Below are 16105 nucleotides of genomic sequence, written 5' to 3'. Positions count from 1 at the left end.
GAAAATGCCGCAAAGCTGGAGAGGGCGCAAGCGAATTACGGGTCAGAAAATAAAAAACGCAATGGTCATTGTGGATTGATGAAAAAAGAATATGTAATGAGCGCTATTATTGATGAATCAGCAGTGAAATGGTGATTTTATTGAATGGATGTATTTTTCAGGCCGGATAACTTGCAGATGTTGTTATCCGGCTAAAGAGATTAAATGACGTCTATTTCAGCAACGGACGGGTAAATCCAGCTTGGTCTGAACGGCATGTTGTCAATATCATCAAGCTTGGAAACGCCAGACAGTACCAGGATAGTTTCCAGACCCGCCTGAAAACCTGCCAGAATATCGGTACGCAGGTTGTCACCAACGATAACGGTTTCTTCCGAGTGTGCCTGCATTTTGTTGAGCGCCGCGCGAATAATCCACGGGCTGGGTTTGCCGACATAAAACGGTTTACGGCCTGAGATCTTCTCAATACCGGCACAGAGTGCTCCACAGGCGGGATAAAAGCCGCGACCGTGGGTATCCGGGTTAGTGGCGATAAAACGAGCGCCGTTGGCGACAAAATACGCCGCTTTATGCATCATGTCCCAGTTATAGGAACGTGTCTCGCCAACAATCACAAAATCGGGGTTCACGTCGGTAATGGTAAATCCAGCTTTATACAGTTCGTGTATTAACGCGCCTTCACCCACCACGTAGGCCTTTTTTCCTTCCTGGCGACGAAGAAAATCAGCGGTAGCCATCGCGGAAGTATAAAAGACGCTATCAGGGACATTCACACCCGCGGTGGCGAAGCGGTTTGCCAGATCTTGCCCGGTCTGCGAAGGGTAGTTAGTCAGCAGGACTAACGGCAGGCCTTTTTCCAGGATCCCAGTCAGAAATTCTGCCGCACCCGGTACAGCAACATTGTCGTGCATCAGCACGCCGTCGATATCACAAATTACATTCTTAATGGCCATGGACAATCCGACATTAAAAAAAGAAGGCATTACTATACACAAAATACACTACATCATTCGAGTTGCATCAAGGCGGCAAGTCTGCGAACCCCTGGAGCTTACTGAAGTAAGTGACCGGGGTGAGCAGATGCAGCTAACGCAGAGGCAGCTCGAAGGATGACGTGTATTAGCTTTCCAGCAAACGTTGCAGCAGTGTACCGTTGAGCATTGCGCGCTTCACCAGCGCAAAGGCGCCAATGGCGGAGCGGTGATCCAGCGTGGACCGAACCACCGGTAAATTATGGCGAAACGCCTTTAACGCCTGCGTGTTGATACAGCTTTCTATTGCAGGCAGCAGCACCTTATCCGCCTCGGTAATTTCGCCCGCAATGACGATTTTTTGCGGGTTAAACAGGTTGATGGCAATGGCGATAGTTTTACCCAGGTGGCGACCAACGTGCTCAATGACTTCTGATGCCAGATTATCGCCTTTATTTGCTGCCTTACAGATGGCTTTGATGCTGCAATCATCCAGCGTGAGTCGACTTGGATAACCCTGCTTCAGTAAGTTTTGCACGCGATGTTCAATAGAAGCATTGGCGGCAATGGTTTCCAGGCAGCCGAAATTACCGCAGTGACAGCGCTCACCCAGCGGCTCTACCTGAATATGACCAATCTCGCCGACGTTGCCATTGCGACCGATGAAAATTCGGCCATTGGAGATGATACCCGCGCCGGTTCCGCGGTGCACTCGCACCAAAATAGAGTCTTCGCAATCCTGGCTTGCCCCGAAATAGTGCTCAGCCAGCGCCAGGCTGCGAATATCATGACCAACAAAGCAGGTGACTTTGAAGCGTTTTTCGAGCGCTTCGACCAGTCCCCAGTTTTCGACCTGAATGTGTGGCATATAGCGGATGACGCCGCTTTCAGGATCGACAAGGCCTGGCAGGATGACAGAAATTGCGATCAGCTCACGGATTTTCCGCTGGCAGCTCTCAATAAAGATGGCAATGGTGTTGAGCAGCGCATATTCCAGCGTTTCCTGGGTGCGCTCCGGGAGGGGGTAATGCTCTTCGGCGACAACTTTACTGCTCATATCATAGAGCGTGAGTGTTGTGTCGTGGCGACCCAGTCGTACGCCAATGGCGTGGAAATTGCGGGTTTCTGTGACGATAGAGATAGCGCGGCGGCCCCCGGTGGAGGCCTGCTGATCGACTTCTTTGATCAGCCCGCGTTCGATCAACTGACGCGTAATTTTGGTTACGCTGGCGGGGGCAAGCTGGCTTTGCTCGGCAATTTGAATTCGCGAGATTGGCCCATGCTGGTCAATCAGGCGATAAACCGCCGCGCTGTTAAGCTGTTTTACGAGATCAACATTACCTATTTGAGCTTGTCCGCCTGGTGTCATTCTTTCTCTTACTCAGTAACGACCTCGTTGCCATTAACGATGGTCTTGATAATTTTAAAGTCGTGCGTGAACGCAGTCAGGTTGGCTACTTTGCCTGGCGCGATGCTGCCGAGTTGTTTGTCGACGCCGATGGCGCGAGCAGGGTAGAGCGTTGCCATGCGTAAGACTTCGTCGAGGGCGATATTTGCATGCTCGACCAGATTGCGTACGCCTTCAATCATGGTTAATGATGAACCGCTCAACGTGCCGTTCTCATCAACACACAGTCCATTGCGGTAGTATATTGTTTTACCAGCGAAAATGAACTGTTCAATGTTTGCACCTGCTGGCGCGGTCGCGTCAGTAACCAGGCACAGCTTGTCGCCTTTCAGGCGCTTAGCATTACGAATGTTAACGTAGTCAACGTGCAGGCCATCGGCGATGATACCGCAGTAGATATCGGCTTCATCCAAAATAGCGCCCGCCAGACCGGGTTCGCGGCCGGTAATGTACGGCATCGCGTTGAACAGATGCGTTGCAAAGGTAATACCTGCACGGAATCCGATTTTTGCTTCTTTTACCGTTGCATTGGAGTGACCCGCAGAAACCACGATACCCGCATTCACCAGTTTGGTGATGACCTCTACCGGGACCATTTCTGGTGCCAGTGTGACTTTGGTAATCACATCCGCATTATCGCACAGGAAATCAACCAGTGCAGCGTCCGGCTGACGGACAAATCCCGGATTATGGGTACCTTTTTTCACCAGGTTCAACCACGGGCCTTCAAGATGAAGTCCTAATGCCTGATTCGGATGTTTCGCCAGGTATTCACGCATCACGCGAACACCCTGTTTCATCAGATCATCGCTGGTGGTGATAAGCGTTGGCAGATAGTTGGTGCAGCCAGATTTTTCATTGGCTTTCTGCATGATTTCCAGCGTTTCAACGGTTACGGCTTCTGCCGTATCGTTAAACTGCACGCCACCGCAGCCGTTCAGCTGTACATCAATAAAACCGGGGGAAACAATGGCCCCATTCAGTGAGCGCTGTTCAATCCCTGACGGTAATTCAGCCAGTGGGCAAACGCTGTCGATCAGGCCATTGGCGACAACAATCGCATGGTCATCAAGAATTTCGTGACCGGTAAAGATCCGGCCCTGGGTTAAAGCATACATTCCGACCCCCGATTTCAAAAAAATGCCGCCCTGCAACTTATCGACAGGGCGGAGACATCAATTACAGACCTTTAATATTTTCCGCTTCTAACTCGTTGAAGTATTTCAGCGTCTTCACTTTCAGTTCCATGGTGGAAGGCTCATCGCAGACCACAACGGCTTTTGGATGCAACTGCAGGCAGCTGATGGTCCACATGTGGTTAACGTTGCCTTCAACGGCGGCTTGCAGCGCCTGTGCTTTCTGGTGGCCCAGAACCAGGATCATCACTTCTTCAGCATCCAGCAGGGTGCCCACGCCAACGGTCAGGGCATATTTAGGTACCTGGCTTACGTCGCCGTCAAAGAAGCGTGAGTTAGCAACACGTGTGTCGTGAGTCAGCGTTTTGATGCGGGTACGGGAAGCCAAAGAGGAAGCTGGTTCGTTGAACGCGATGTGACCATCGTTGCCTACACCGCCCATAAACAGGTGGATTTTACCGTAAGAACGGATTTTTTCTTCATACTGACGGCATTCTGCATCAATATCCGGCGCGTTACCATTGAGGAGGTTGATGTTTTCTGCTGGAATATCAACGTGATCAAAGAAATTGCGGTGCATAAAGCTGTGGTAGCTTTCCGGATGCTCTTTCGGCAGGCCAACATATTCGTCCATGTTGAACGTAACAACATGCTTGAAGCTCACCTGGCCCGCTTTGTGCATTTCAACCAATGCTTTATAAGCTGTCAGCGGAGTACCGCCAGTCGGCAGGCCCAGAACGAACGGACGATCTGCCGTTGGTTTGAACGCGTTAATACGGTTAACGATATGGCGAGCAGCCCATTTGCCGACTTGTTCAGCGGTATTCAGGGGGATCAGTCTCATTCTTCACCTCAAAAGTAAATGTAAGCAATTGGCGGATTGAGTCTCTGTGCAGTATTAAGCGTAACCTGGTTTTGCATCGGTAAGGATCAATCCGTTTCGATTTTTTGAATGATAAAATAAGTTTTCGTAGTTAGCCAGTGAAAGGGAGGGTTAATAACGATATTTGGTGACTGGAATCACAAAAAACACGCGTTTAATTTGCGATACGAATTAATTTTTCACACACTCTGAATGTAGATGAATGGTTAATATCGTTGTTCCAGAATCTTGCTGTCAGGAATGGTCGCACAATAAAAATATGGCTTCAAAGAAGCCTAATCGGGGTCTCGTAGGGGGAATAAAATGAATATTTTAGGTTTTTTCCAGCGGCTGGGTAGGGCGTTACAGCTCCCCATCGCTGTGCTGCCAGTCGCGGCACTGCTGCTGCGATTCGGCCAACCAGATTTACTTAACGTACCCTTCATCGCGCAAGCGGGTGGGGCCATCTTTGATAACCTCGCGTTAATTTTTGCGATCGGTGTTGCTTCCAGCTGGTCAAAAGACAGCGCAGGTGCAGCAGCGCTGGCAGGTGCGGTCGGTTATTTCATATTGACCAAAGCAATGGTTACCATTAACCCTGCAATCAATATGGGCGTGCTGGCTGGTATCATCACCGGTCTGGTCGGCGGTGCCGTGTATAACCGCTGGTCTGGTATCAAACTGCCTGACTTCCTGAGCTTCTTTGGCGGCAAACGCTTTGTGCCGATCGCCACTGGCTTCTTCTGTCTGGTGCTGGCTGCTATCTTCGGTTACGTATGGCCGCCGGTACAGAACGCCATCCATGCGGGTGGTGAGTGGATCGTGGGCGCTGGTGCGCTGGGTTCCGGTATCTTTGGTTTCATCAACCGTCTGCTGATCCCAACCGGTCTGCATCAGGTGCTGAACACCATCGCCTGGTTCCAGATTGGCGAATTTACTAACGCTGCAGGTACCGTATTCCACGGTGACATCAACCGCTTCTACGCGGGTGACGGCACTGCGGGTATGTTCATGTCTGGCTTCTTCCCAATCATGATGTTTGGTCTGCCGGGTGCGGCGCTGGCGATGTACTTCGCGGCTCCGAAAGCACGTCGTCCGATGGTTGGCGGTATGCTGCTGTCCGTTGCGATCACCGCGTTCCTGACCGGTGTTACCGAGCCGCTGGAATTCCTGTTTATGTTCCTGGCCCCACTGCTGTACCTCCTGCACGCACTGTTAACGGGTATCAGCCTGTTCGTTGCAACACTGCTGGGGATCCACGCAGGCTTCTCCTTCTCCGCAGGTGCTATCGACTACGTGTTGATGTACAACCTGCCGGCAGCAAGTAAGAACGTCTGGATGCTGGTGGTGATGGGGCTGGTGTTCTTCGTTATCTACTTTGTGCTGTTCAGCGCGGTTATTCGTATGTTTAACCTGAAAACGCCGGGCCGCGAAGATAAAGAAGACGATATCGTTACTGAAGAAGCCAACAGCAACACTGAAGAAGGTTTGGCTCAACTGGCAACCAACTACATTGCAGCGGTTGGCGGTACTGATAACCTGAAAGCGATTGATGCCTGTATCACTCGTCTGCGTCTGACCGTTGCCGACTCCGGTCGCGTAAACGATGCGATGTGTAAGCGTTTAGGTGCATCTGGAGTAGTTAAGCTGAACAAGCAAACTATCCAGGTCATCGTGGGTGCGAAAGCCGAATCCATCGGCGACGAAATGAAGAAAGTTGTCGCGCGTGGTCCGGTGGCAGCAGCATCTGGTGAAAGTGCGCCAGCAGCAGCGGCCCCAGTAGCAAAACCGCAGGCTGTAGCGAATGCAGTCACCGTTGAAGCGCTGGTTTCTCCGATTACTGGTGACGTAGTTGCGCTGGAACAGGTTCCTGATGAAGCCTTCGCCAGCAAAGCAGTAGGCGACGGCGTGGCAGTGAAACCAACGGATAAAATCGTGGTTGCTCCGGCTGCGGGCACTATCGTGAAAATCTTCAACACTAACCATGCGTTCTGCCTGGAAACTGTTAAAGGCGCGGAAATCGTGGTCCATATGGGCATCGACACCGTCGCGCTGGAAGGCAAAGGCTTTAAGCGTCTGGTTGAAGAAGGTGCGGAAGTTACTGCAGGCCAACCGATTCTGGAAATGGATCTGGAGTTCCTGAACGCTAACGCACGTTCGATGATAAGCCCGGTTGTGTGCAGCAACAGCGATGATTTCGGCGCTCTGGTTATTAAAGCCGAAGGTCATGTGGTTGCCGGTCAAACACCACTGTATGAGATTAAAGGTAAATAACTGCTCCTGAGTAAAGTGAGTTAAGTGCCTTAAGCGGCGGGGGATATTCCTCCGCCGCTTTTTTTTGCAGCAAATACCCTCATATATCCTGTTGAAACACCTTTTTTGTGCAACTAATAGTTGTCTCCTGACGTCGCTTATAAGATCATACTCCGTTATACGTTGTTTACGCTTTGAGGAATCCACGATGAGTGAGGCTGAAGCCCGCCCGAGTAACTTTATTCGTCAGATCATCGATGAAGATCTGGCCAGTGGTAAGCACACCACTATCCATACCCGTTTTCCGCCGGAGCCAAATGGCTATCTGCACATTGGCCACGCGAAATCCATTTGTCTGAACTTTGGCATTGCGCAAGATTACCAGGGCCAGTGCAACCTGCGTTTTGATGATACGAACCCGGTTAAAGAAGATATCGAGTACGTTGAGTCGATTAAAAACGACGTTGAATGGTTAGGTTTCCACTGGACTGGCGACATTCGCTACTCTTCGGATTACTTCGATCAGCTTCACGCCTATGCGGTAGAGCTTATTAATAAAGGCCTGGCGTACGTTGACGAACTGTCAGCGGACGAAATCCGTGAATACCGCGGCACGCTGACTCAGCCTGGCAAAAATAGCCCGTACCGCGATCGTAGCGTCGAAGAGAACCTGGCGCTGTTCGAAAAAATGCGTGCCGGTGGTTTTGAAGAAGGTAAAGCCTGCCTGCGTGCGAAAATCGACATGGCGTCGCCGTTTATCGTGATGCGCGATCCGGTGCTGTACCGTATTAAGTTCGCCGAACACCACCAGACCGGCAACAAGTGGTGCATCTACCCGATGTACGACTTTACCCACTGCATCAGCGATGCGCTGGAAGGCATTACGCATTCCCTGTGTACCCTGGAGTTCCAGGATAACCGTCGTCTGTACGACTGGGTGCTGGACAACATCACCATTCCGGTTCATCCGCGTCAGTACGAATTCTCGCGCCTGAATCTGGAATATACCGTGATGTCCAAGCGCAAGCTGAACCTGCTGGTGACCGACAAGCACGTTGAAGGCTGGGACGATCCGCGTATGCCGACGATTTCTGGCCTGCGTCGTCGCGGTTACACCGCTGCCGCGATCCGTGAGTTCTGCAAACGCATTGGCGTGACCAAACAAGACAACACCATTGAGATCGCTTCTCTGGAATCCTGTATCCGCGAAGATCTGAACGAAAACGCCCCGCGCGCGATGGCGGTTATCGATCCGGTTAAACTGGTTATCGAAAACTATCCGCAGGGCGAAAGCGAATTGGTCACCATGCCTAACCATCCGAACAAACCGGAAATGGGCAGCCGCGAAGTGCCATTTAGCGGTGAAATTTGGATCGATCGCGCAGACTTCCGTGAAGAAGCGAACAAGCAGTACAAGCGTCTGGTGATGGGCAAAGAAGTACGTCTGCGTAATGCTTATGTGATCAAAGCCGAACGTGTTGAGAAAGATGCGGAAGGGAATATCACCACCATTTTCTGCACCTACGATGCCGACACCCTGAGCAAAGACCCGGCCGATGGTCGTAAAGTCAAAGGCGTTATTCACTGGGTGAGCGCGTCCCATGCGCTGCCGATTGAAATCCGCTTGTACGATCGTCTGTTTAGCGTGCCAAATCCAGGCGCGGCGGAAGACTTCCTGTCCGTTATTAACCCGGAATCGCTGGTCATTAAGCAGGGTTACGGTGAGCCGTCGCTGAAGGCAGCGGTTGCAGGTAAAGCGTTCCAGTTTGAGCGTGAAGGTTACTTCTGCCTGGACAGTCGTTATGCAACGGCTGACAAGCTGGTGTTTAACCGTACCGTTGGTCTACGTGACACGTGGGCTAAAGCGGGCGAATAAGCCGCAACACATCCTCTCTAAACGCCGCTTCATGCGGCGTTTTTTTTCGCAAAAAAACCGTGTTCCAGGCTCCGTTTGCGGAGCGAATTAATTACATGTCCGTAATAATGGACTGGGCGAATGTTTTTACGTTTAAATAACTTACCTCAATATGAAATGGGCTGAAACCGATTTCATCTCCATGGAAAACAAGCGATTTTTTCATTTTTTCAACGCTTTTTTATCTTCCAATGAAAATGTAACAGAAAGCAATCAAATATGTGCGGTTGCTCATACTATTACATACTCGTTACAGAAAGAGATTGATAATTCGCGTCGCGAAAAATAGTCTATTCATTGTAGTCACTGAGGTTTTCTTAGCGCTACTTTTTTATTTTTTGTTTTTTCGCTGTCCGCTTTTGTCGGCAGCATTTTATACGTCAAAGAGGATTAACATATGCGTACGTTTAGTGGCAAACGTAGTACGCTGGCGCTGGCTATCGCCGGTATCACAGCAATGTCGGGTTTTGTTGTCGCTCCACAGGTACACGCCGAAGGATTTATTGATGACTCAACCTTAACCGGCGGCATCTATTACTGGCAGCGTGAGCGTGACCGTAAAGATGTGACCGATCATGACAAATATAAAACCAACCTTTCTCACTCCACCTGGAACGCTAACCTCGACTTCCAGTCCGGTTATGCGGCCGATATGTTTGGTATTGATATCGCAGCATTTACCGCTATTGAAATGAACGAAAGTAGCGAAAGCGGCCATCCAAACGAAATCGCATTCTCTTCTAAAAATAAAGGCTATGACGAGGATTACTCCGGCGATAAGAGCGGGATTAGCCTTTATAAAGCAGCAGCCAAATTTAAATACGGCCCAACCTGGGCGCGCGCCGGTTACATTCAACCAACCGGGCAGACTCTGCTGGCACCGCACTGGAGTTTTATGCCAGGTACCTATCAGGGTGCTGAAGCCGGTGCCAACTTCGATTACGGTGATGCTGGCGCACTGAGCTTCTCCTATATGTGGGCTAACGAATATAAAGCACCGTGGCACACCGAAGTCGATAAATTCTATCAGGCTGATAAAAAGACCAGCGTTGATTACCTGCACTCAATTGGCGCGAAATATGACTTCAAGAATAACCTCTTGCTGGAAGCGGCATTTGGTCAGTCTGAAGGTTATGTCGATCAGTACTTCGCAAAAGCCAGCTACAAATTCGATTTAGGCGGTAACCCATTTACCACCAGCTACCAGTTCTACGGTGCACGCGACAAGGTTGATGATCGTACCGTGAACGATATTTATGATGGCACTGCCTGGTTGCAGGCGTTGACCTTTGGCTACAAAGTGGCAGAAGTCGTTGACCTTCGTCTGGAAGGGACCTGGGTTAAAGCGGACGGCCAGCAGGGTTACTTCCTGCAGCGTATGACCCCAACCTACGCCTCTTCAAACGGTCGTCTGGATGTCTGGTGGGATAACCGTTCTGACTTCAACGCCAACGGTGAAAAGGCAGTCTTCTTCGGCGCAATGTATGACCTGAAGAACTGGAATCTGCCGGGCTGGGCGGTAGGCGCGTCCTACGTTTACGCATGGGATGCTAAGCCATCAACCTGGCAGCTCAACCCGGATGCGTACTACGACAAAAACCGGACTATCGAAGAATCTTCTTACAGCCTGGATGCGGTCTACACCCTGCAGGAAGGTCGTGCGAAGGGCACCATGTTTAAGCTGCACTTCACTCAGTACGACAACCATTCAGACATTCCGAGCTGGGGCGGTGGCTACGGCAACATGTTCCAGGATGAGCGCGACGTGAAGTTCATCGTTATTGCTCCGTTCACCATCTTCTAATGCCAACAGCGGCAGGCCGGGTGCCTGCCGCCTCGTTGAGGAAAGTGCTATGAAAAAACTGATACTCATCGCCGTTATGGCATCAGGGCTGGTGGCGTGCGCGCAATCTCCTGCGCCGAAAGAGGACAGCCGTCTGAAAGAAGCCTACAGCGCGTGTATTAATACCGCGCAGGGATCGCCGGAGAAAATTGAAGCCTGCCAAAGCGTGTTGAATGTGCTGAAGAAAGAAAAACAGCACCAACAGTTTGCCAATGAAGAAAGCGTACGCGTGCTGGATTATCAGCAGTGTATCCAGGCCACGCGCACGGGTAACGGTCAGTCCGTCAATGCTGATTGTGACAAGGTCTGGCAGGAAATACGCAGTAAGAATACTGCGCAGTAAATCGAAAAATGAAAATACAACGGGCGGAGAATTCTCCGCCCGTTTGTATGTCAGAGTTTCTGTTCGGCCGGTTGATAATGACGACTCAGGCGGACAAACAACATTGCCGTGGCGGCGAGTCCGCAAAGTGCCGCGCACATCAGCCACCATCCCGGCGAGCTTTTATCTCCGGTTAGCTGGACCAGCGCCGTGGATATGACGGGTGTCAGACCGCCAAAAATCGCCGTAGCCAGACTGAAGGCCAGTGAAAAACCCACCGTACGGACATAGACAGGCATCACCTCGGTGAGTGCCGCGACCATTGCCCCATTGTACATACCAAAAAAGAACGAGAACCAAAGCAGAACCAACGTCATGCGCATAAAATCTGGCGCGGCGGTGAGCCAGTGCATGACCGGCCAGGTGGTGAGCAGTGCGAGTACGGTAATCCCCATCAACACCGGGCGGCGACCAATTCGGTCAGAAATCGCTCCGCCAATCGGCAGCCAGATAAAGTTAGAAATACCGACCAGCATGGTGACGACCAGGCTATCGCGCGCGCTCAGGTGGAGTACAGCCCTGCCATAGGTCGGGGTATAGACGGTAATAAAGTAAAACGTCGTTGTGGTCATCGCCACCAGCAGTGTACCCGCTGAGATCAGACGCCAGTTTTTGATGATAGTGGTGAAAATTTCCCTGGTGTCGGGACGGTGTGTACGTTGTAAAAATGCGTCCGTTTCCTGAAGCGAGCGGCGCAGGACGAAGATCAACGGAATAATCATACAACCAATAAAGAACGGAATGCGCCAGCCCCATTCAGAGATTTCATCGTGCCCCAGCGTGGCATTCAGGCCGTAGCCAATCAGCGCTGCCACCACAATGGCAACCTGTTGGCTGGCAGACTGCCAGCTGGTGTAGAAACCTTTATTGCCAGGCGTGGCGATTTCAGAAAGATAAACCGAAACGCCGCCCAACTCTACGCCCGCAGAGAAGCCCTGCAATAATCGACCGACTAATACCAGCACAGGAGCCAGCAGGCCAATACTTTGATAACCGGGAACCAGGGCAATCAACAGGGTCCCGCAGCCCATGATCGCCAGCGTCACCACAGTCCTTTGCGGCGACCAATTCTGTCGATATAAGCACCCAGCACGATTGCGCCAACGGGCCGCATTAAAAAACCCGAACCGAAAACCGCAAAGGTCAACATGAGCCCGGCAAACTCACTCTCCGCGGGGAAGAAAGTCTTTGCGATATAGGTGGCGTAAAACCCGAACAGAAAAAAGTCGAACTGTTCGAGAAAATTACCGCTGGTTACCCGCAGTATTGCGCCGAAAGTTCCGGTGCGCGATGGTTGTTGTGTCATTGGGTTTGCTCCACTGTCTTATCATAATATTTATAGAGGTAAGAGTTTGCGGGTTAGTCGCCTGAGACTCCCGCCTGTTTGCCGCGCCGTTTCTCAATCGCCCACTTGAGTAAGGCTGCGCAGCGGTAAAATCCGTGGGCAAATTTTCCGTAAGGAATGGTCAGAAAAAGCGCCATGACCACGCCGAGATGAATGGCCAGTAAAATAGCCATCCATGAGGTATCTCTTCCCGCCAGCAGCGCCAGACCGGTCAGACTGGTCAGCAGCAGCAGCAAAATAAAACCGCGATCCATCGGTTTTTGCCGGGCGTCGCCGTGTAGCGGTGAGCGCCTGAGATTAAGCCATAGCAAGCCAGCCGGGCCGACAACCAGGCCAATACCACCCAACGTGCCCAGCATGACCGGAACGCTGAAGAACGGGTAGGGTGCTTCTGTGCCTGCAAAGTAGTGATAGCCCGTTGCCACCACGGTGGCGGCAAAGCAGAGCATAAAACCATAGAAGGTAAGGTGGTGGAAACGGCGACGCATCAGGGTGAAAGCATCATCCGCTTCGTTACAACCTTTGCCATGGCCTCCATCGAGATACTTCAGAGTCAGCGCATTGTGCGAGGCTTCAGCAATCTCGGCGGAACGCGGCATGTCCGGAGAAATCTCGCGCCAGAAGCGGATAACGCCTGCCATCAGCAAACCGATCGCCAGAACAAAGACCGAACCAAACATCCAGGCCAGCAGGTTATGCGGGAAAATTTGATAGAAATCCCCGGCCAGCGGAGGATGGAATAGTGAACCTTTCAAGCCTATAGCGAGGAGTAAAAACAGGATCAGACCGAATACCAGCGCCAGCGTCACGGTTACGCCTGCGCGACGATATAGCGCTCCAAAAGCGGCGGGCTGCGCGTAATGCTGATAGGTTTCGAGCCGGACTTCCGCCATCGCCTTCGGCACGTTTATGGCAAATTCATGAGGCGGGGCATACTGACACGCGTGCAGGCAAGCGCCGCAGTTATGGCACAAGTTTGCCAGATAATTGATATCCGCTTTACCGAATTCCAGACGCTGAGCCATGGCCGGGAACACGGCGCAAAAGCCTTCGCAATAGCGGCAGGCGTTCAACTTCTGCTTCCGGTTCGGTGATAATTTGCGCTTCGATGATCAGTTTCTCAAGCTGCTTCATGACGTGTCTCCTTACGTGCGGCCAGCGCGGCTTCTTTTCCGGCAATGCGGCCAAAGGTCGTGCCGATCGACATCCCCACGCCTGCGGTGTAACCCTTGCCCAGCACGTTGCCCGCCATCATCTCTCCGGCGACGAACAGGTTATGGCTTGGAAGCCCTGCAAAATGCACAGCGGCGCGTTCGTTCACTTTTAACCCAAGATAAGTGAAGGTGATTCCTGGCCGAAGGGCGTAGCCGTAGTAAGGCGGTTGATCCAGCGGTCGCGCCCAATGCGTTTTCGCGGGTAGCAAATCTTTAGTGGCGCAGTTATCCAGAACGGTATGGTCGAACTGACCTGGCTGGCAGGCGTTGTTGTACTCTGTCACGGTGTGGGTAAAGCGTTCGGCATCCAGTCCTAACTGAAAGGCCAGTTCAGCCAGCGTATCGGCCTGCGTGCCAGGAAAGACCGGAGGCATGAAGTGTCCGATAGCTTTACTGTCGATGATGGAGTAGCCAATCTGTCCTGGCTGTTGAGCGACCAGACGTCCCCAGATGGCGTAGCGTTTGGGCCAGAAATCTTCACCTTCATCATAAAAACGCTCAGCATCCCGGTTCACCACAATACCGAGCGAAACGCAGTCCACGCGGGTGCAAATCCCGCCGTCATATAATGGCGCTCTGGCATCAATTGCCACACAGTGTGACTGGGAGGGCTCGCCGATAATGTCTGCGCCAGCATCCATCATAAATTTAAGCAGTACGCCCTGATTAAAACGCGTGCCGCGAATCAGGAAGTTATCCGCTGGCCACTCGCCGCGCTCGTTCTCTCCCCAGGCTTCTCGCAGCCACTCCCGGTTAGATTCGAATCCGCCAGCGGCAAGCACGCAGGATTTAGCTGTGATACGCTCGTTGCCTGACAGCGCCGCCACGAACTCGCCGTTGTGCAGTTCAAGCGCCTGAACGGGAGTGTCATAGCGGATTTGCACGCCCAACTTTTCGGCACTGCGGTAATAGGCATTCACCAGGGCTTTTCCGCCCCCCATAAAAAAGGCGTTGGTCCGCGCCACGTGCAAAGCGCCAGAGAGAGGAGGCTGAAAGTTAACGCCGTGCTGGCGCATCCAGTCGCGGCATTGGGAAGAGGTACGGATCACCAGACGCGCCAGGGCTTCGTTGGTATTTCCTTCCGTGACGCGGCGCAGATCCTGCCAGAACTCCTCTTCCGGATAGCTTTCCACCAGCACATCCTGCGGCGCATCATGCATACAGCGCAGATTACGCGTGTGTTGGGAGTTTCCCCCTCGCCATTCCCGGGGAGCCGCTTCGAGCAGAAGTACCGAAGCTCCTTGCTCCCGGGCGGACAAGGCAGCGCATAACGCGGCATTGCCACCACCAATCACCAGAACATCAACCATCGTATACTCCATTACCATTTAACCATTTGTTAAATTTGTAATTGAAATGTATACGCACAGCTTGTGCGGGCGCTATGACGTGGTGCTAAACGGTACTTTAGTTATTGTAAAGGATGGCGCCAGGCCAGCTTCCTGCTTCCACCAGTTGATGCATCACTTTCGTCAGCACCACGCGGGCCGCGAGGCCTGCCGGGGTGAGTTCATCGTCTGAGAGACTCACCAGAAAGTTGGGGCGGCTAAGTATTGGATTGTGAACGCCGATCACTCTTAGCGTCTCTTTATCTAGATGGGAAATTGCCGCGCCGGGCTGGAGAGTGGCACCAATGCCACTGCGCACGGCGCGCATGAGTAGCGCCAGACCATCAATTTCCGTGGCGATCTCAATGTTCAGCGCGTGTTCCTGACAAATCGCTTCCAGCCGGCCGCGCAGACCGTGGCCCGGGCTTGGCATTATCAATGGGATACTTGCCAACTGGGCTGGAGCAATATTGTCATCGGCAATATCAGCCAGTAAGGCATGAGTCCCAATCAAAAACAGCCGCTCTTCGAGAATCGGTATGGCGCTCCAGCGCAGGATCTTTTCTTTCTGAAACACGACAGCCAGATCAATCTGGCGGGTATTAATCATCCGCTCCAGATTGCCAGAGAGGCTTTCCACCACATGCAGACGGACATCACTGTAGCTTTCCCGCATGGCGTTGATAAACGGCATTCCGAGAACGGAAGCGGTACTGGGAGCCATACCGACGCTGACGTGCCCGGAAAGCCGGGACTCGCGTGCGGCGAGGATCGCGTCGTCTGCGTGACGAAGCGCCAGTTGCGCCTGGGAGTAAAAAGCCAGCCCGGCGCTGGTGGGCGTCACGCCTCGCGAGGTGCGCTGCAGCAGGCGAATAGCGAGTTCGTTTTCCAGACGCGACATTTGCTGGCTGAGTGCCGAAACCCCGATATTGAGATCGAGTGCCGCGCTACCCATGTTGCCGGTTTCTACAATGCGCACAAAATAGCGTAGCTGGCGAAGTTCCATTTCGACTCTCCGGAAGGGGCAATTGATTTTTACATTAAAGCAACACAGGAGCGGAGGGAAGGGGAAAGGGGGTGAAAGGTTTCATTAGTGTATCTTGATCTAAACGTTTTCCTAATTTTATTCATATCCTGTTTATCCTGCTACTTCATGTCGCCAGACAGGCGTAAGTTACAAATCCTGATGTTTTACAAAAGGATTTGGCAATGAGCGGTGGCAAACCGGCGGCCCGGACGGGTGACATGACAAAATTCGGCGGCCCGATTGTCCAGGGTGCCATGGGCGTGATGATTGGTGCCCCCACCGGCGTCGCCTGCTCGGTCTGTCCCGGCGGCGTCACCTCCGGCTCCCCGGTCAACCCGCTCCTCGGCGCCAAGGTCCTGCCCGGTGAAACTGATTTCACCCTGCCCGGCCCGCTGCCGTTTGTTCTCACCCGCGCCTACAG

11 protein-coding genes and 2 pseudogenes are annotated in these 16105 nt (G+C 52.3%); 5 read left to right on the top strand and 8 right to left on the bottom strand.

The features are described from left to right. Positions 1-200 precede the first annotated feature (200 nt). From nagD to nagB, 4 genes are all read right to left on the bottom strand, one after another. Complete coding sequence (gene nagD, locus OGX96_RS12590) at positions 201-953, bottom strand: ribonucleotide monophosphatase NagD (protein WP_003022792.1); 753 nt, start codon at positions 951-953, stop codon at positions 201-203. Between the two features lie 166 nt (positions 954-1119). Beyond that, a complete protein-coding gene (nagC, locus tag OGX96_RS12585) occupies positions 1120-2340 on the bottom strand; it encodes a DNA-binding transcriptional regulator NagC (RefSeq protein ID WP_057067711.1) in 1221 nt (406 codons plus the stop codon). Positions 2341-2348: 8 nt separating this feature from the next. Then, positions 2349-3497 (bottom strand): N-acetylglucosamine-6-phosphate deacetylase, encoded by a 1149-nt coding sequence (nagA, locus tag OGX96_RS12580; RefSeq protein ID WP_003831339.1) that lies wholly within the window; start codon positions 3495-3497, stop codon positions 2349-2351. Positions 3498-3558: 61 nt separating this feature from the next. Then, entirely contained in the window at positions 3559-4359 is an 801-nt protein-coding gene (gene nagB, locus OGX96_RS12575; protein WP_003022803.1) for a glucosamine-6-phosphate deaminase, read from the bottom strand. A gap of 342 nt (positions 4360-4701) precedes the next feature. Between nagB and nagE the strand changes: the two genes are divergently transcribed. The 4 genes from nagE to OGX96_RS12555 all read left to right on the top strand — a co-directional run bounded on the left by nagE (position 4702) and on the right by OGX96_RS12555 (position 10731). Next, positions 4702-6651: a PTS N-acetyl glucosamine transporter subunit IIABC gene (gene nagE / locus OGX96_RS12570; protein WP_048235881.1), complete on the top strand. Its 1950-nt coding sequence runs from the start codon at positions 4702-4704 to the stop codon at positions 6649-6651. Positions 6652-6838: 187 nt separating this feature from the next. Then, on the top strand, positions 6839-8506 hold the full coding sequence (gene glnS / locus OGX96_RS12565; RefSeq protein WP_048226099.1) for a glutamine--tRNA ligase: 1668 nt from the start codon (positions 6839-6841) through the stop codon (positions 8504-8506). A 436-nt stretch (positions 8507-8942) separates the two neighbouring features. Further along, positions 8943-10349 (top strand): chitoporin ChiP, encoded by a 1407-nt coding sequence (chiP, locus tag OGX96_RS12560; RefSeq protein WP_008784105.1) that lies wholly within the window; start codon positions 8943-8945, stop codon positions 10347-10349. Positions 10350-10398: 49 nt separating this feature from the next. Further along, positions 10399-10731 carry a ChiQ/YbfN family lipoprotein gene (locus OGX96_RS12555; RefSeq protein ID WP_008784106.1) on the top strand — a complete coding sequence of 111 codons (333 nt, stop codon included), beginning with the start codon at positions 10399-10401 and terminating at the stop codon, positions 10729-10731. A gap of 50 nt (positions 10732-10781) precedes the next feature. Here OGX96_RS12555 and OGX96_RS12550 read toward each other — a convergent pair. The 4 genes and pseudogenes from OGX96_RS12550 to tcuR all read right to left on the bottom strand — a co-directional run bounded on the left by OGX96_RS12550 (position 10782) and on the right by tcuR (position 15663). Then, positions 10782-12076 (bottom strand): annotated as a pseudogene (locus OGX96_RS12550) (MFS transporter). 53 nt (positions 12077-12129) lie between these two features. Beyond that, positions 12130-13249: pseudogene (gene tcuB / locus OGX96_RS12545) on the bottom strand (tricarballylate utilization 4Fe-4S protein TcuB). Beyond that, positions 13236-14639: an FAD-dependent tricarballylate dehydrogenase TcuA gene (tcuA, locus tag OGX96_RS12540; protein WP_198801718.1), complete on the bottom strand. Its 1404-nt coding sequence runs from the start codon at positions 14637-14639 to the stop codon at positions 13236-13238. Before tcuA ends, tcuB begins: the two are co-directional and overlap by 14 nt. A gap of 97 nt (positions 14640-14736) precedes the next feature. Next, on the bottom strand, positions 14737-15663 hold the full coding sequence (gene tcuR, locus OGX96_RS12535) for a tricarballylate utilization LysR family transcriptional regulator TcuR (RefSeq protein WP_032942702.1): 927 nt from the start codon (positions 15661-15663) through the stop codon (positions 14737-14739). 203 nt (positions 15664-15866) lie between these two features. On the opposite strand from tcuR, the gene OGX96_RS12530 reads away from it, so the two are divergent. Then, the coding region (locus tag OGX96_RS12530; RefSeq protein ID WP_286583203.1) for a DUF6531 domain-containing protein at positions 15867-16105 on the top strand (239 nt) is incomplete at its 3' end.

The sequence above is a fragment of the Citrobacter sp. Cpo100 genome (assembly GCF_030332595.1).
Taxonomy (GTDB): domain Bacteria; phylum Pseudomonadota; class Gammaproteobacteria; order Enterobacterales; family Enterobacteriaceae; genus Citrobacter; species Citrobacter portucalensis.
Note: the sequence above shows the minus strand (reverse complement) of the source record. Positions and strands in the feature narration are given on the sequence as shown.